The 16,432-nt window shown below is 43.5% G+C and carries 13 protein-coding genes and 1 tRNA gene; 9 read left to right on the top strand and 5 right to left on the bottom strand.

Features of this window, described 5'->3' with window-relative positions; translation table 11 throughout:
- Positions 1-65 precede the first annotated feature (65 nt).
- Positions 66-1,841 carry a sensor histidine kinase gene (locus D0A37_RS06750; RefSeq protein ID WP_242722601.1) on the top strand — a complete coding sequence of 592 codons (1,776 nt, stop codon included), beginning with the start codon at positions 66-68 and terminating at the stop codon, positions 1,839-1,841.
- Positions 1,842-2,049: 208 nt separating this feature from the next.
- On the opposite strand, the gene D0A37_RS06745 is transcribed toward D0A37_RS06750, so the two are convergent.
- Positions 2,050-2,134: transfer RNA gene (locus tag D0A37_RS06745), tRNA-Leu, on the bottom strand.
- Positions 2,135-2,332: 198 nt separating this feature from the next.
- Here D0A37_RS06745 and ndhL point away from each other — a divergent pair.
- The 7 genes from ndhL to D0A37_RS06710 all read left to right on the top strand — a co-directional run bounded on the left by ndhL (position 2,333) and on the right by D0A37_RS06710 (position 8,776).
- On the top strand, positions 2,333-2,548 hold the full coding sequence (gene ndhL, locus D0A37_RS06740) for an NAD(P)H-quinone oxidoreductase subunit L (protein WP_193972727.1): 216 nt from the start codon (positions 2,333-2,335) through the stop codon (positions 2,546-2,548).
- On the top strand, positions 2,549-2,854 hold the full coding sequence (locus D0A37_RS06735) for a DUF3007 family protein (protein ID WP_242722598.1): 306 nt from the start codon (positions 2,549-2,551) through the stop codon (positions 2,852-2,854).
- 302 nt (positions 2,855-3,156) lie between these two features.
- Positions 3,157-3,954, top strand: a complete 798-nt coding sequence (gene trpA / locus D0A37_RS06730; protein ID WP_242722595.1) for a tryptophan synthase subunit alpha — start codon at positions 3,157-3,159, stop codon at positions 3,952-3,954.
- Between the two features lie 444 nt (positions 3,955-4,398).
- Positions 4,399-5,046: a DUF6658 family protein gene (locus D0A37_RS06725; RefSeq protein ID WP_242722592.1), complete on the top strand. Its 648-nt coding sequence runs from the start codon at positions 4,399-4,401 to the stop codon at positions 5,044-5,046.
- 852 nt (positions 5,047-5,898) lie between these two features.
- Positions 5,899-6,117, top strand: a complete 219-nt coding sequence (locus D0A37_RS06720; RefSeq protein WP_242722590.1) for a hypothetical protein — start codon at positions 5,899-5,901, stop codon at positions 6,115-6,117.
- 242 nt (positions 6,118-6,359) lie between these two features.
- Positions 6,360-6,767: a hypothetical protein gene (locus D0A37_RS06715; protein ID WP_242722588.1), complete on the top strand. Its 408-nt coding sequence runs from the start codon at positions 6,360-6,362 to the stop codon at positions 6,765-6,767.
- Entirely contained in the window at positions 6,725-8,776 is a 2,052-nt protein-coding gene (locus D0A37_RS06710) for a GAF domain-containing sensor histidine kinase (protein WP_242722586.1), read from the top strand. The genes D0A37_RS06715 and D0A37_RS06710 overlap by 43 nt, the downstream gene beginning before the upstream one ends.
- 269 nt (positions 8,777-9,045) lie before the next feature.
- On the opposite strand, the gene D0A37_RS06705 is transcribed toward D0A37_RS06710, so the two are convergent.
- The 3 genes from D0A37_RS06705 to D0A37_RS06695 all read right to left on the bottom strand — a co-directional run bounded on the left by D0A37_RS06705 (position 9,046) and on the right by D0A37_RS06695 (position 13,404).
- Entirely contained in the window at positions 9,046-10,380 is a 1,335-nt protein-coding gene (locus D0A37_RS06705) for a serine/threonine protein kinase (protein ID WP_242722584.1), read from the bottom strand.
- A gap of 154 nt (positions 10,381-10,534) precedes the next feature.
- Positions 10,535-11,530, bottom strand: coding sequence for a pentapeptide repeat-containing protein (locus D0A37_RS06700; protein ID WP_242722582.1), 996 nt, complete (start codon positions 11,528-11,530; stop codon positions 10,535-10,537).
- 182 nt (positions 11,531-11,712) lie between these two features.
- Entirely contained in the window at positions 11,713-13,404 is a 1,692-nt protein-coding gene (locus D0A37_RS06695; RefSeq protein ID WP_242722580.1) for a hypothetical protein, read from the bottom strand.
- A gap of 70 nt (positions 13,405-13,474) precedes the next feature.
- Here D0A37_RS06695 and D0A37_RS06690 point away from each other — a divergent pair, with 70 nt between their 5' ends.
- Positions 13,475-14,974 carry a phytoene desaturase family protein gene (locus tag D0A37_RS06690; protein ID WP_242722578.1) on the top strand — a complete coding sequence of 500 codons (1,500 nt, stop codon included), beginning with the start codon at positions 13,475-13,477 and terminating at the stop codon, positions 14,972-14,974.
- A gap of 286 nt (positions 14,975-15,260) precedes the next feature.
- Here D0A37_RS06690 and D0A37_RS06685 read toward each other — a convergent pair whose 3' ends face one another.
- Entirely contained in the window at positions 15,261-16,271 is a 1,011-nt protein-coding gene (locus D0A37_RS06685) for a leucine-rich repeat domain-containing protein (RefSeq protein WP_242722575.1), read from the bottom strand.
- Positions 16,272-16,432 lie beyond the last annotated feature (161 nt).

Below are 16,432 nucleotides of genomic sequence, written 5' to 3'. Positions count from 1 at the left end.
TCAGCATAAGTGCATTATGCTTTTATTCTCTCAATTACTCCTAATTTGTTTGGGAGGAACTTTCAATGTTATTATTTACCCACAGTCAGTCCAAAAATAGCAAACTAGAGCAAGAGCACTCTGCTCAAAAAAAATTGTTACCGACTTCAAATATTAATCTAACAGGGGTAAAGGGAGGATGCAACCATTTGCGAATCAGCCAAAAAATTAGCTATGGCTATGCTTTAGCTATCGGCATAGCGATTTTGGGAACTGGTGCGGGAATGAGATTGGGAGATGACTTTCGCAAGCAAGCTTTACTTCAGGTGAATGCTGCCCAACAGCAGCAGCAACTGCTGCAAAATTTGCAAAATACCGTATTTGAAGCCCGATCGCACGCGGCGAGATTGCCAGTCGTTTTGGGAAACGCCGTGTGGCTGCAATACGAACACGATCGCTTTGTCGGGCAAATCAATCAGGCGAAAATCCTGATTTCAGAAATTCAATCTTTCGCACGAGAAAATCCCGATACACTAGCAACAGAAGAGGCCACATTGCAGGCTTTCTTGAAGAAATCTGCCCTCGTCATTGATTACTACGCTCAGCTAATTAAATTGCAGTTAAAAGAAGCGGAAGTTTGGAATTTGCAGCCCAACAGCCTCGAATCCGCACAGCTACAAATGTTGAGGACTAGCAGCGGTCAAGAGGCGATCGTACTAGATAACCTTGCTCAAAGTTTAACTGACCTAATTTCAACCGTAGAAACTCACCAACAGCAAGGAACCCAAGCATTAGAACAAGCTGAAAATTTGCGAAACCTAATTATTCTCGGGAGTATGCTAATTTCAGCACTCATCGCCGTCGCGCTGGCGGACAAAACCAGCCGCGCGATCGCCCAACCCCTCGAAACCGTCACTAATTTTGCTCAGCAAGTCACTCGCGAATCGAATTTTAACCTGCAAGTACCAGTCACCACAAACGACGAAATCGGAGTTTTAGCGGCCTCTTTCAATCAATTGATTCAGCGAGTTAGCGAATATACACAAGAACTCAAACAAACTCAATCTCAATTAATTCAGACCGAAAAAATGTCATCTCTCGGTCAAATGGTTGCAGGGATAGCCCACGAAATCAATAATCCCGTCAACTTCATCGGCGGCAACATTGACTATGCCAACCAATACATCGAAGATTTGACAGGTTTGGTAACTCTCTATCAAGAATATTATCCAAATCCACCAGATGCCATTCTAGAACGCATCGAAGACATTGAACTCGAATTTCTCAGAGAAGATTTGCCAAAAACCCTTTCTTCGATGAAAATGGGAGCCGATCGCATTCGCGAAATTGTCGTATCCATGCGGAATTTTTCGCGATCGGACGACGGAAAAATGAAATCAGCCGACATTCACGAAGGAATAGATAGCACCCTCGTCATTCTCAATCACCGACTCAAACAAGGTATTCAAGTTATTAAACAATACGGTAAGTTGCCTGCGCTTGAGTGCTATCCCGCGCAACTGAATCAAGTATTTATGAATATTATTAGTAATGCAATAGATGCGCTGGAGGAGGTGAAAAAGGAAGACAAAGGCTATTCGCCAACGATTTGGGTTAGCACGGAAATTACAGCCCACAATACTGTCACCGTCAAGATTCGGGATAACGGGCCGGGAATTGCCTCCGCCAGTGCCCAACAAATATTTGACCCATTTTTTACTACAAAGTCGAGCGGCAAAGGCACTGGATTAGGATTGGCTATTTCCTATCAAATCCTTGCCAAGCATCAAGGCAAAATTGAGGTAAATTCTCAAATAGGACAGGGCACGGAATTTGTGATTACTTTGCCAGTTGCTGCCTAATAAGCTGTTACGAATCTCGATTGTATTTTTGGGCGGGCGGGACGCCGCACAAGAATTTCATCAAACTTGACTGTAAAATTTAGATGAGCCTCAGTTGATAACGCGGGGCGACTTCGTTTTTGTTTGCGGGGACGATCGCACTTGCCCTTCGCGATGATGGCAAGCGATCGGGGACGATCGCTTGCAAGGTATAATTCTGAAATTTTTATGGGGGCGGAGGGACTTGAACCCACACGACCGTTTCGGGTCAACGGATTTTAAGTCCGTAGCGTCTACCATTCCGCCACGCCCCCCTTTGGTCAAACTGCTGTGGTTTTGAGCCACTAACAGCAACAGCCTTTTATTCTACAGCCAAAACCCCAATTTACGCAACCCCTAATCAAAAAATTCCCAAAAGTCGCGCTGCATCTCCCCAAGCGGTACAATAGTTAACCAGCTAACGGAGCGTGTCAACTGACTTACCCGTGTTATTATTCCCATAAAGCAAATCTATGTATATTACCTTACTGCTTTACGCCGTCTTGGCAGGAGCCTACCTCCTGGTAGTACCCGCGGCCACCTACGCTTACCTGAACAGTCGCTGGTACGTCGCTACCTCTTTTGAGCGCGGCTTCATGTACTTCTTGATGTTCTTCTTCTTCCCAGGTATGTTTCTCCTAGCTCCGTTTTTGAATTTTCGGCCCAAACGGCGGCAGATAGAAGCCTAAATGCGACGTATTGACGTAATTGGAATCAGTATCGGCTTTTTTGCGGCAGGTGGGTTTATCTACTTGCTGCTGCAATTGGCCGGACTCGACAGCATGAATGCAGGGATTTGGAGTCAGTTATTTTTGGTCGCCGGCTTAATTGGCTGGCTGGTGACTTATTTATTTCGAGCACTGACTCAAAATATGACCTACAGCCAGCAATTGCAAGAGTATAAAGAAGCTGTCTTGCAGAAGCAACTGGATGAACTCACTCCTGAAGAATTAGCCAAACTTCAAGCGGAAATTGAGCAGGAAAAAGATAATTAGTCAATGGTCTTTAGTCCTCAGTCATTAGTTATTAGTGAGTTATTAGTGATTAGTCATTAGCAATAAACTCTGAACTAATGACTGGGGAAGAATAACTCATCAATAGTAATATTGACTGCTAATTTAATGACTGATGACTGGTATCACGTCCGCTAAAATAAGTGCGATAGGTTTGTAGTGAGGACTTCAGCCCGAGGGAGTTTTATGAGGAATGAAGTCCTCACTACCAACAAATTTAATTGCGCTCGATCGAGGGGACATCCTATGATGACTGATGACCAATGACTGATGACTAATAACTAATGACTATTTCTAATTGTTTTGAAACGTTGCGAAAAAGCAACCAGTGTGCATTGATTCCTTTTATTACTGCTGGCGACCCAGACTTGGAGACAACGGCTAAAGCACTGCAAATTTTGGATGATAACGGTGCAGATGCGATCGAGCTTGGCGTTCCCTATTCTGACCCGTTAGCTGACGGGCCGGTGATTCAAGCCGCTGCTACAAGGGCTTTACAGCGGGGGACGCGGTTAGATTCGGTGCTGGAAATGGTAGCGAAAGTTAGTCCGAATTTGCGATCGCCCATCATTCTCTTCACATACTACAATCCGATTTTGTACCGAGGTATAGAAACCTTCTTGCAGCAAATCAAAAGTGCCGGAGTTCAGGGATTGGTTGTACCAGACTTGCCATTAGAAGAAGCCGACAGTCTCATCCAACCTGCCAATAAATTAGGGATTGAACTAACATTATTAGTTGCTCCGACAAGCCCCAAAAGTCGCATAGAAGCGATCGCTCGTCAGTCTCAAGGATTTATTTACTTAGTCAGTGTGACGGGGGTTACGGGAGTACGCGAAGGCTTAGAAACGAGAGCAAAAGAGTTGCTGCAAGAACTCCGCACCGTCACCGACAAACCCATTGGCGTCGGGTTTGGTATATCGACACCCGAACACGCTCGCCAAGTGAAAGAATGGGGTGCAGATGCTGCGATTGTTGGCAGTGCTTTTGTCAAACGCTTGGCCCAAGGTACTCCAGAAGAGGGTTTAGAGGCGATCGGCGAATTTTGCAAGAGTCTAAAAACAGCGATTCAAAATACTTAGCCACTGTGCAGATACTTTCAGCCATTAGACAGATGTGTGCGATCGGGATGTGTCGCCACAATTGCGATTAAAGACCTTGTTGTACTTGAGATCATACACCACCTTCCTTCTAGTTCCTGACTAGAAGGTTTTTTTTGAGCCGAAAATGCAAAACATTTCAATATAGTGCGGGTACGGAGAACCAAACAGCCCTATAGGGAAAGGACATTGCCGTGTCGGGCGCGGGGTGCTGCGATTTTTAATAATTGGTAGAAGATTGAGGATTGTCCATTCGTTCTTCCTTCTTCATTCTACTATAACTTGAGAAATCTAACTTGAGATAGATGAAAAGCTCCTGTTTCTATTCGTAAACTAAAAAAGTGTTTAAGTGCCTAATTTTGTAATGCTAACCATCTACAGAACCACCAGGCATTTGAGCCTCTCACAATAGAAAGGAGCATTTTTATGAAGAGACTAACTGCATTTGTGAAAAAAATTCGAGCTGTACAAATTTTAACAGTGTTTCTGGCTGGCATTTTAGTATTAGTGAGTACGGCCTGCAGCCGCCCTGATGTGACGGCAGGAAAAACTGATGTGACGGGAGGACAAAGTGATCCGAGGATAGGAAAAACTGCCGACCAAATTAGAGAAGAAGTGCCTTCAGGGGCTGTAACTTCCGAATTCAAAGGCGGCATGAACGACTACCCCGATGTCGATCCCAGAAGCAAAAAGGTTACAACAACAGAAGCAAAAGCTGACCTTCTCAAAGAGCAAGCGCAGCACCGCATCGATACCAAATCTAGCAACAATGTAGGCGAAAACGTGCGGCGGGTAGCGGACGACGCGCCTGAGAAACTCACCAAAGTTGGTGAAAAGGTGAAGGACGATGCTCGCACAGCTCAGAGCAAAGCTGATAACTTTGGCGACAAAACCAAACAAGGCCTTTCTAATCTTAAAGAAAACACTCGCGAAGGCTTGCAGGGAGCAAAAGATATTGTTAAAGAAGCCACCCAGGGAGCAAAAGAAAGAGTATCAGAGGGTACTGAGTCTTTGAGATATGGTACCAGCGGTGGCCAAGAAAATATCAATGATGCAGCGCGAGATGCAAGATAGAACGCTGAAGATGCCTCGGAGAATATTTGCTAGAAAGTGAATCGAGATATTAACATAACTCAACGAGTGGCAGAAACAGCTGCAGACGCGATCGACTAATCTCAAATAACGCTGTTTCCTTCTCGGGAAGCTACATTCCGACAGGGGGTTTAACCCCTGTCGGAATCTCGGTAAAGTCAATCGATTTTAGATTTTAGATTTTAGATTTTAGATTAAAGAATTGAAGCATTGACCCCACGGATAAATTCGGGGGGCAAGTTTCATCGGATACAGGTTTTTTATTTCTCCGTCCTGAGTCTGCGAAGGAATGAATCCGGGGGCTTCTATCCTGGATGCTTTCGGTCAGGTGAAGACTACTGCCTATTAATATTTGATTTGGTTTTAACCCCTGGGAAGGCTATGAGGCCGCAAGTAGAGTTGAGGGGGGTTTCACCACAATGCAACGGCCCTGTCCTTTTCTAGGGGGGACTGGAGTGCCCCTCCTTTCACGACGGATTCTTTATAATTTCTATAGATTGTATTTGAACTTTTTAAGGTACTAACTTTTTTGCCGGCGTAGCGGAAATTTGGGCGATCGAGCTATATTAAATTTAATTAATTACCCATTGTATTTTTCAAGACATGATAAGGCAGTGCTTTTACGGTATTTCGCGTTCATTGAATCGCATTTGAGATTAACAGCAGAAACTTATACCTAAGTAAAAAGCTTTAATCGCGATCGCCCAAGTATAAAATTTTGTTCTAACAGATAATTGGAATTTTCGATCTGGCGATCAAAAATTATGCGGTTTATGCCCTAAGATAGATACACTAAGTTTTGTCAAGCTAATGTCGGAGTTGAGGTCAGCCGATATGGACGCAACAGTAGATGCAGTAGATTTGACTGCGGTAATGCCCGGAGATCGCCCGATCGCGCAATTGTACACAGATTCTCGATCGGCTATCGATCGGTTCCTGCGCGAGAAAACCGACAACCTGCCACTAAAATTCTCAAACCTACGTCATTGTGGCGGAGGAATTGCGGGAGGCGGTGCTGCCACAATCCCAAAAGGTTGCATTAGCGACCGTTAATTGCATAGGTAGAAATAGTCCTCAACCGAACAGACATTCTCGACGAACTTGAACGCAGACCGATTATTTACAAATACATTACACCTTCCAATCTTTCAATTGATTTTACCTGTTACCTGCTAGATGGATGTGTATAAATTTTAGCAAAAAGAGGCCACGGATTCGGGATATATTCGAGCCGTAATCCGCAGCCAACCGACAGGCGAAATGGAGGCAAACCTTATCTTGGGAATTGTGTTTTGATGCTAGTAACGATGATGCACGACTTTTATGATGCACTGGCACATTTGGCAATCTATGCAGATGCCGCACCGGCGGAGCGCCAACAAATCCTTAAGCGCGTTGGGGCTAGTCAGAAAAAACTCAAAGAATTCGCGCACCATACGCCGATCAATTACCAACACAAGTTCGATCTGGTTGAGGCAGAATTGCTCGGCGTTTTGGGACAGACAGCAGAAGCAATGGAACTGTACGATCGAGCTATTACCGGAGCTAAAGCTAACGAATATGTCAATGAAGAAGCTCTTGCCTGCGAACTCGCTGCTAAGTTTTACCTGTCATTAGGAAGGGAAAAAATTGCCCGACTCTACATGATAGATGCCTATGATTGCTATGTCCGCTGGGGGATAGAGCCAAAATTGACGACTTAGAAAAACGTTATTCTCAATTGTTAAAACCGATTTTAGAACCCGCAAAACTCCCTGCAAATCCATTAGCAAATTTTCCAACACCTGCGGGGCAAAATCAAGCGCTTCATCCATCCATTCATCCATCCATTTCTCCCTCTGTTTCGGCGAGCGTCTCAGATTTCGGGAGTTTTTCAACACTGCTAAAAGCTTGTCAAGCGCTCTCTAGTGAAAGAGAACTCGATCGACTGATTGCCAAACTGATGCAACTGGCGATGAAAAACACAGGAGCTGACAAGGGAGCGCTGATTTTGCCAAACGGCAATCAATGGGAAATCGTGGCTACCAGCACGATCGACAATTCGGGAGTCGAGTGCGCGATCGACTTATCATCCGCAACACTGGATGAAAACAGCGATATCTTGCCCCTCAGAATTGTTGACTGCGTTAAAAATTTATTGAAACCTGTGATTGTTCGGGATCTCACTCAACAACGTGATTGGGATTCCGACTCCTACCTCCTTAAATACGAACCGCAGAGCCTGTTGTGTTGGCCGATTCTCGATCGAGGCAACTTAGTGGGCATTTTGTATCTGGAAAATCGCTTAACCGCAAAAGTTTTTACCCGCGATCGCCTGCAACTTCTCAATCTACTGTGTTCCCAGGCAGCCATCTGTTTGCAAAATGCTCTGCTGTATAAAAAATATCAGGATTACAACCAACAATTAGAGCGATCGCTAGTAAAAATTAGCCGAACCGAAGCTCAGCTTGCGGATCAGAAGAAAATGCTCCAAGCGATTCTTGATGTCGCTCCGATTTGGATTTGGATGATGAATCCCAGTGGTAAAGTACAGTTTTTGAACAAGACATTTTCTCAAGATGTGGGTGTGCCTCTGAGCGATTTCCTAGCTGTCGATCATTATAAAGATATACTGGGGGAGAATGCAGCGGGCTGTCTGGTTTCCGATGCCGCCTGCCTTGCTCAAGATTTGCCACATTACTCCAGCGAAATTCTCAGACTTGTTGACGGCCAACTACACTATTTAGAAATCACGAAAGTCCAGTTAAAAAATTCCCAGGGCGAGACAATAGGGATTATTGGTTTGGGTGTTGATGCCACTGAGCGCAAGCAAGCAGCGGAACTTTTGCAAGAGCAAAATCAACAGCTCGAACGAACTTTAAAAAATTTACAACAAGCACAACTGCAAATCGTGCAAAATGAGAAAATGTCCGCATTGGGTAATTTAGTCGCCGGAGTCGCCCACGAAATTAACAATCCGATTGGGTTTATTTCTGGCAATTTAAGCGAAGGTAAAAGAAGTTTGGAAGATGTTATAGAACACTTAGAATTGTATCGCTCCGCTGCATCGCAATCGGAAATAGCAGACCACGCCGAAGAGATAGACCTCGATTATCTTTTGGAAGATTTACCGAAGATGATTGATTCAATGCAACTCGGGTGCGAGCGCATTTGCAGCATCAGCAACAGTTTGCGTACCTTCTCCCGAGGCGACAAAGACTACAAAGTTCCTTTTAATATTCACGAAGGCATTGATAGCGCTATTTTAATTTTGAAACACCGCCTCAAAGCAAACGAACACCGCCCGCAGATCGAAGTGATAACTAAATACGGCAATCTCCCTAAAATCGAATGTTTTCCCGGTCAATTGAATCAAGTTTTCATGAACCTGCTGGCCAATGCGATCGATGCCTTAGAAGAGTCAAATATAGGACGCAGTTTTAGCGAAATTACCGCCAATCCCAACCGCATCACGATTTGCACGGATATAGTCGGCGAAGGGTACATTAAAATTAACATTGGTGATAACGGCATCGGCATCAAAGAGGAAGTTAAACAGCAGATATTCGACCATTTGTTCACGACGAAAGGTGTCGGGAAGGGAACTGGATTGGGATTGGCAATTGCCCACCAGATTGCGGTAGAAAAACATGGCGGAAGCATTGAGGTGAATGGGGAGCCTGGAATTGGCACTGAGTTTGCGATCGTTTTGCCTGTGAAGGGAGAAAATTGAATTAAAATTCAATGTTTTTTAGGCGATCGCGTAATAAGATATACTGACTTTGATTGGGGTCTTTTTTTGAAAGCCTTGGCATAACTCTTTTAAAGTAGCATCATTTTTTTGATCGAGCCGTCTGGTTTACAAGCTGTTGCTACTGTACTTAATGAACCTGGAATATGCTATATTTTAGACCCCCTATAAGTGAGCGCGTCACCCATTTTTAGTTGCGAGGTGTCTATTATACAAAAAAATTAATCACCAAGGCTTCGCCCTACAAAAATTTATCTTAAATTTAACCAATCTTGAATTTCTTGCGCTAACCAAGCCGCCTCAACCTCTTTCACATTTGTTGCTAAAATATAAAAGTAACTTTTCATATTGTTACCTGAACGAATCCTGATTTGATTTCCCTCAAACATGCTATATATAAAAGTACCCAAAATTTCCGAAATTTCGCCAGTTTGTTGTAAATAACTCCAACCAAATATCTGATGTTCCAGTTTAAAGTAGTTCCGATTAAAGGTAATTTTATTACCCTTGCCCAAAATCTTACCTAAGAAACTTGCTAGAATCGTAAACAATCCTAATCCAATAGGTAAATTTACTGTTAGAGAAAATACTAAAATCATTGGCCCCGTTAGCAGTAAAAATAATATTCCTCCAACAGCAACTGAAAAAGGCTTTCTGACTAAACTAGAGGGAATTTTAATGTTTAACTCCGTCGCTGATTTGCTAACTTGAATGCGACAGTGACGCGGTTTAGCAATTTTCCTCACAGTCTCAATTTGAAGATTAGCCCCTTGTATGTTTCCCGATTTCAAAGCTGCTAAAGCCTCTCTAGCCTTGCTGAAACGCTTTTCTAACCCGATTTCCGTCATCTTGTCAATCCAGCTTACCAAACTGGGATTCACACTCACGCGATCGCTAAACTGAATCCGAGAATCTTTCTGTGGCAAATCCGCAGGAGTCATCCCCGTTAACAAATGAATTAAAGTAGCTCCCAAAGCATACAAATCCGAAGCCGCCACCGCCCGCCCCCCAAACTGTTCTAAGGGTGCATAGCCACTCGTTCCTACCACTGTAAACGTTACACCTGTCACCGCCGCTTGAGCTTGTACCGCACCAAAATCTACTAAATAAACCTGCTGATCTTCCCCCCAAATTAAATTACTCGGCTTAATATCTCGGTGCAAAACCGGGGGACTCAATTCATGCAAATAAATTAAAATTTCTAGCACTTCAGTGGCAATTTTTCGTACTTTTTTTTCTGAAAAACGCTGACCCTTTTCTAATAATTCCTGAAGGGAAAATCCCGGAATATAATCTTGTACTAACCCAAACCAAGGCAATCCTGCTCCGACTTCCCGCTCTAGGGAAAAATAATCTCGATAGCAAGGAATGCGGGGATGATCTAGCGCCTGCAAAACTTGTGCTTCTCTTTCAAAAAGCTTGAGTTCTTCCCAGTGCATTTCCGGGCTAAAAGCTAACATTTTTAGCGTCACCTGTTCTTGAGACTCTAAATCCACTGCTAGCCAAGTTTGATGACCGGCCGCTGTGCGTCCTAAACGCTGTTGCAATTGATAACGTTCTTGTAAAATTTTTCCTGTATCTAACACAGCATTGCCCTCCAGTTGTGAATGCTACAAAATGGCCTTAACTATTAAATTAATGACGGCTCTCCTACCCAGCTCATTTTTACTCATAATAGTCAAATCACAGGGTCCAAGATTAACTCTTTTGGCGACAGCCTTAAATTGCTACTACAAGTAATTAGAGGTGCATTTCTCCATTCGGCATAATTGTACCGCGCAATTGAGCTCCCGCTAAATTAGCAGTGCTCAAATCTGCCCTAATCAAAGTTGTGCGGTGCAAATTTGCCTCCCGCAAATCTGTTCTAGCGAGGTAAGCATCAGTCATATCAGCTTCACTCAAATTTGCCTGATTTAAATTAGCTCGACTCAAATCAGCCCGCACCAAATTAGCTCGACTCAAGTCAGCCATGATTAAATTAGCATTGCTCAACTTAACATCAGTCATAAATGCACCGCGCAAATTAGCGCCAGCCAATTCAGCATCAAGTAACACAGCTCTTTCCAACTTAGCATTGGCCATTACAGCCCAGGAAAAATTTGTTTCTACCAAAGTTGCTTCAGTCAAAAATATGCCATCTAAAATAGCTTCGCTCAAATTTGCCTGAGTCAGATTTGCTTCTCCCAGAAATGCTTCAGTCAAATTAGCGTGACTGAGATTAGCTTTAGTCAAATCTGCACCTTGCAAATTGACGCCCCGCAAATCTGCACCTTGCAAATTTGCACCCCGCAAATTTGCACCCTCAAAAAGCCGCAGCTCCTTCCGCAAATTTGCACCCCGCAAGCACGCACCGCGCAAATCTGCACCTTGCAAGTTGACACCTCGCATATCTGCATCGCTCAAATTTGCATCAATAAAAACTGCCAAAGAGATGTTAGCTTTGCGAAAGTCTGCACCTTGCAAAGTCGCTCCGTGGAAGTCGGCATCGGACAAATTTGCTCCGCTCAAGTTGGCCTGATTTAAGTTAGCACCGCACAGCTTTGCATTAGTTAAATTGGCGCGCTGAAGGTTAATTCTGCTCAGGTACGACATCGCTAAGTTTGCACCCCAGAGGTCAGCACTGCTTAAATTGACGCCAATTAAATCGGCACCGCTCAAGTATACCCCTCTGAGATTCATACCTTGAAAATCTAGTTCTCCTGATGTATATCGCCTTAAAATTTCGCTGGCATTCATATTTGTTTTTGTTGTTAATTAGGTACAATCGGCTATTTTTAGACTGCTTAAATCTCGGTTCGCGCAGGCGGACTTAGTTTTTTTAGCACCAGACTTGAGTCTGAGAAATTTGATGAAATTTCTTGAACTTCAGTTGACGCAAGCGGATTTAGTTTGTGTAGCCTCAGACTTGAGTAGGACATTTAATGAGTTTGATTGACAAATTCTTGAGTCCAAAAGACTGTTTTATTACCTAACTGTCGCCCGTGAATTTTCACATGAGTAAGATATTTGGATTTTAAAGTACAGAGTTTTTTGTGAATGTATGTAGCTGTCGCCTGTTGGTTTGGTACTTCAGCAGACTCTAGAATCACATGGAGCCAACCGTCTTTAAATCCCGCTGTAGCAGCAATTCCTTTAGGCTGTAGCAATTGATTAATCAATTGGGCGATCGCCTTTGGTTTGCCTTGTTTTGCCATTTCCAGAAGCTGATACTGATTTGCTTTATGGCTAGAGTGTTCCTGCGGTATGTCTGAAATATTGTCATCCAGGTCTTCTGTGATTTCAGAAGGATATTTACCGCTTTCTTTTGACTCCAATTCGCTCAAAATTTCCAGCAATTTATCGGTAAACTTCTGAACTTTCCCTACATACTCTCTGAGATTTTTATATTTCCAGTACAAACGCTCCTCTACACTTCCCGTAGAAAATTTTCCGTTCAAAGCAGCTTCTAACTGGGTGAATATATTTTCTATTTGCGCCGTTGCGGAGTTAGCACTTTGACTGACTAATTCTGTCATTTCTTCTTCCAATTCCAACTTGCGTTTGATGGAATCGCTAATATTTATAATAACAGGAGCCGCCGGTTCTAAAATTTCGATAATAGTCGGCATTTCTGCAACTGGGAATGTTTCTACCATTTCCGGTCTGAAATCGGTAGCATAATTATTGCGGGTTTCGGGTTCTTTAAACTGTATATTTTCTGCCGTATCCGGCACTAAGGAACTCTTTTGGGGGTCATAATGATAGTGAGATGGAGCAGCTTGAAGGATGTGAGTAATCTCGCCTGGATCAAAATAATCGCTGCCCCTGTCCACCAGCTCGCTCTCTTGATAAACACTGTTGTTTAAATGTGTCTGATCGTAATCTTCACCAGCCGAAGATTCCGCTTCATCCGGTTCTTCCTGTTGCATTTTTGCGTAACAAGAATTCATCGCTTTGATGATTACGCTCGCAGCTTGGTCGTTTTCATCTCTGTTGTCAAGATTGCTAGCAGTTGTGTACAATCGAGATTCCAGTTCGGCTAGGCTGCCACAGACATTAAACAGTTGTCGTAGTAGATTGTCAAGTTCTTGAGTTTTCAGCAGTAGCCAGTCGCGATCGCTAAAAGTAAACTGGTGATAAAGAGTAGAAAAAATTAGAATTTTCGCCCTCAGCGGATTTGTTTGCTGCAAAATTTTTTGTCTGACATCAAATAATTTGCCGGGGTTTCTTGCACTTTCTTCGCTGCTGGGTACTTCCGAACTAAAGTGCTCTTCAAATGCGGGAGCTTCCTGACCGCCAAAACTAGATATGTTTATTTCTAATTTGGTGAAATCTTCAAATTCATACAGCCTGCTAAGTTGACAGACTATGAGGTCTGCTACTAAAGCATACTCGTTTTTTTTATTAACCTTAGAGACTATACTATTTAAAACGCCTTCAATATCTTCTAACCTGCTATACTTGGCGCACAGTTCTTCAATTAAAATCCTTACATCTGCGCTGGCGAGTTGGGCCGGATCGTTTTCCCAGGACTCTTTACAAGCAAAAAATAATATTTTTTTAATGCGCGAGAGATTCACGTCTTGTTCTAATTCCCGAACAACTTCATCTAAAATAGATAAAGCTTTCATAGTTTTCCTCCCATAAAAATACCCTGTCAACACTCAGCAAGAAATAATACAATTATACCACATTGGATAAATGCAAGACTTTGATGCGATCGTAATTGGCAGCGGTATTGGCGGCTTAGTCGCCGGCTCGATGCTAGCTCGCTACGGCGAGCGGGTTCTTGTATGCGAGAGCCACACCATAGCGGGCGGGGCCGCTCACAGCTTTTCGCGCCGGGGATTTCACTTTGATTCGGGGCCTTCTTTTTATTGCGGTTTGACTGACCCGCAGTCGTTTAATCCTTTACGGCAAGTTTTTGATGTTTTAGAGGAATCGATCGCAGCAATTGCCTACGATCCCCTGGGGCATTACCATTTTCCAGAGGGAAGTTTACCGATTTATGCTGATGCGAAAAGTTACTTAGATGCTGTAGCTAAGTTCGCACCGCAAGGCGCTGTAGAATTACAGCAATTTCAAAAAAATTTATTAGTTTTGTATGAAGCTTTGCGTGGAATTCCGGCTTTAGCGCTGAGATCCGACTGGCAATTAATACCTGTTTTGCTGTCTCGGTACTCGCCTGCTTTGCTGAAGCTGTTGCCGCTAGTAGGTGCGATCGCGGGTTCTGCTGGTTCCTTGATGGATCGGGACGTACATGACCCTTGGGTGCGGCGTTTGATCGATTTGGAGTGCTTTTTGCTGTCGGGTTTGAAAGCGCACGGAACTATCGCGCCGGAAATAGCTTTTATGATTGGCGAACGATCGCGCTGTGCGATCGAATATCCTGTAGGTGGCAGCGGTGCGATCGTCGATGCTTTAGTCAGAGGCTTGCAGCGCTGGGGAGGAAAATTGCGCCTGGGAACTTCTGTCGAGCAAATATTAGTTGAATCCGGCAAAACCACCGGAGTTCGCTTGCAAAATGGCGAAATTATCCGCGCCCCAATTGTCATTTCAAATGCTACAATCTGGGATACTTATACAAAATTACTGCGGCCTGAAGATTTGCCGGAAAGCTATCGAAAAAGCGCTTTGTCGATGCCAGCAGTAGAGAGTTTCATGCACCTGCATTTAGGAATTAAGGCCGAAGGACTAGAAGGTTTGACTGGCCACCACGTCGTCGTTCACGACAGCAAGATTGACATTACAGTACCCGGAAATACTTGTATGATTTCGATTCCTACGGTGTGGGATACAACTCTCGCGCCGCCCGGACACCACGCCGTTCACGCTTATACATTGGAACCTTACGAGGGTTGGGAATATGGCGAATTGTATCAGCAGAAAAAGCAAGAGCGATCGCAATCTCTGTTTCAAGCTTTAGAAAAAATTATACCGGATTTGCGATCGCGGATAGTCTTAGAGTCGATCGGCACACCGCTAACCCACGCCCGATTTTTGCGCCGATATCAAGGAACTTACGGGCCTGCAATTGCCGCCGGAAAAGGCACATTTCCCGGGCCGCAAACACCAGTCAAAGGCTTGTATAGGGTGGGAGACAGCACCATGCCAGGAATTGGCGTCCCCGCCGTCGCAGCATCGGGTATTTTGTGCGCGAACACTTTGGTAAATTCGGATGTGACAGCACAATTTTTGTAAATTGGTAGAGAAAGCGGGCGGGTTTTGCCCAAGATATTTCCGGCAACTCAACAAATAGATAAACCCGCCCTCTCGGAACCAGTAAACTGCTTGCTGGAGCGCTGATGAGTGCTAAAGACTGATTATCCACCAGCGGCAAAAGCGCCCAGAATTGCGATCGACAAAGCCAAACCGGGCAACAGCAGCAATCCTAACATCAAAGCATCGTGTCCACTCATCACTTTCTCCTGATATTGACGTTCAACATTATACTCTATAAACCGTCATCTTGCCTCGACCTTAAGAATTAAAACCGACATATAGATTCAGGATTGACAGGGCAAATTTTATTAACAATGGGATTCCCGCGCAAGTCCAAGCTAGTTAACTTTTGCAAAGATTGCAGGGAACTGATATCAGAGATTTGATTGTTGTACAAGTCTAGCAAAAATAAATTATTTAAAGCTTCTAGCGCGCTGCTATCCGAAATCGGATTGTTGAACAGATAAAGTTCAGTCAAATTAGTTAACGATTTCAGCGGACTGATGTCTGATATTTGATTGTTGCCGAGGTTGAGTTCAATTAAATTAGTGAGCGATGTCAAAGGACTAATATCTGTGATTTCATTTTGGAATAAAACCAATTTATTTAAGTTCGTTAGCGATGCTAGGGGAGTAAGGTCAGATATTTTATTTCCGAAGAGAAACAGCGTAGTCAGATTTTTTAAGGAAGCCAGCGGAGTGATATCCGATATTTTATTATTGTAAAGGTAGAGTGTCTGGAGTTCAGTTAAATTTTCCAGAGGAGCGATATCTGAAATTTGATTGTTGTAGAGGATCAGCGCATTTAATTTAGTTAAGTTTTTCACCGGAGTGATGTCGGAAATTTTGTTGTCAAACAAGACAAGTGCGGTAAGATTAGTTAGACCTGCTAGGGAACTGATGTCGGAGATTTGATTGGTATCGAGAACGAGTACAGTCAGATTTATTAAAGATGACAGCGGACTGATATTTGATATTTGATTAACATCTATAACCAGATTTTTCAGGTTGGTTAAAGATTGCAGGGGAGCGAGATCCGATATTTGATTGTTGGTTAGGATGAGATTAGTAAGTTGAGTGAAGGATGAGAGGGGACTGATATCGGTAATTTGAAGGTTTTTGAGGTTAAGTTCTGTTGTATTAGAAAGCAGTTCGTTGGCTCGCTCGCACTCGGAAGAGTCTGATATTTGCAACAGTATTTCTACCGTATGTTTAGCATCGGGTGAGAGATTCTCTTTTTGCTTGCACCAATCGGCAAAGTTATTATAATTTGTCATGGGCTGTGCTGCCTTAATCGATTTTAGATGCGAGATTTGAAATTTTAGATAAGTATAGCAATTCTATTTCATTTGTGAATGAGATTTTTTTCGGGTTTTGAGAAATTTCCGCAAAAATTGTGTAAAGTAATCTTAACATCCTTAATTGCATTGTATTCGCA

Source organism: Microcoleus vaginatus HSN003 (assembly GCF_022701255.1).
GTDB classification, from domain to species: Bacteria; Cyanobacteriota; Cyanobacteriia; order Cyanobacteriales; family Microcoleaceae; genus Microcoleus; species Microcoleus vaginatus_B.
This window is presented reverse-complemented; position numbering and strand designations above follow the sequence as displayed.

Excerpts from the sequence above, each read along its gene's own strand:
- D0A37_RS06750 (WP_242722601.1), top strand. The coding sequence starts at position 66 with ATGTTATTATTTACCCACAGTCAGTCCAAAAATAGCAAACTAGAGCAA.
- ndhL (WP_193972727.1), top strand. The coding sequence starts at position 2,333 with ATGTATATTACCTTACTGCTTTACGCCGTCTTGGCAGGAGCCTACCTC.
- D0A37_RS06735 (WP_242722598.1), top strand. The coding sequence starts at position 2,549 with ATGCGACGTATTGACGTAATTGGAATCAGTATCGGCTTTTTTGCGGCA.
- trpA (WP_242722595.1), top strand. The coding sequence starts at position 3,157 with ATGACTATTTCTAATTGTTTTGAAACGTTGCGAAAAAGCAACCAGTGT.
- D0A37_RS06725 (WP_242722592.1), top strand. The coding sequence starts at position 4,399 with ATGAAGAGACTAACTGCATTTGTGAAAAAAATTCGAGCTGTACAAATT.
- D0A37_RS06720 (WP_242722590.1), top strand. The coding sequence starts at position 5,899 with ATGGACGCAACAGTAGATGCAGTAGATTTGACTGCGGTAATGCCCGGA.
- D0A37_RS06715 (WP_242722588.1), top strand. The coding sequence starts at position 6,360 with ATGCTAGTAACGATGATGCACGACTTTTATGATGCACTGGCACATTTG.
- D0A37_RS06700 (WP_242722582.1), bottom strand. The coding sequence starts at position 11,530 with ATGAATGCCAGCGAAATTTTAAGGCGATATACATCAGGAGAACTAGAT.
- D0A37_RS06695 (WP_242722580.1), bottom strand. The coding sequence starts at position 13,404 with ATGAAAGCTTTATCTATTTTAGATGAAGTTGTTCGGGAATTAGAACAA.
- D0A37_RS06690 (WP_242722578.1), top strand. The coding sequence starts at position 13,475 with ATGCAAGACTTTGATGCGATCGTAATTGGCAGCGGTATTGGCGGCTTA.
- D0A37_RS06685 (WP_242722575.1), bottom strand. The coding sequence starts at position 16,271 with ATGACAAATTATAATAACTTTGCCGATTGGTGCAAGCAAAAAGAGAAT.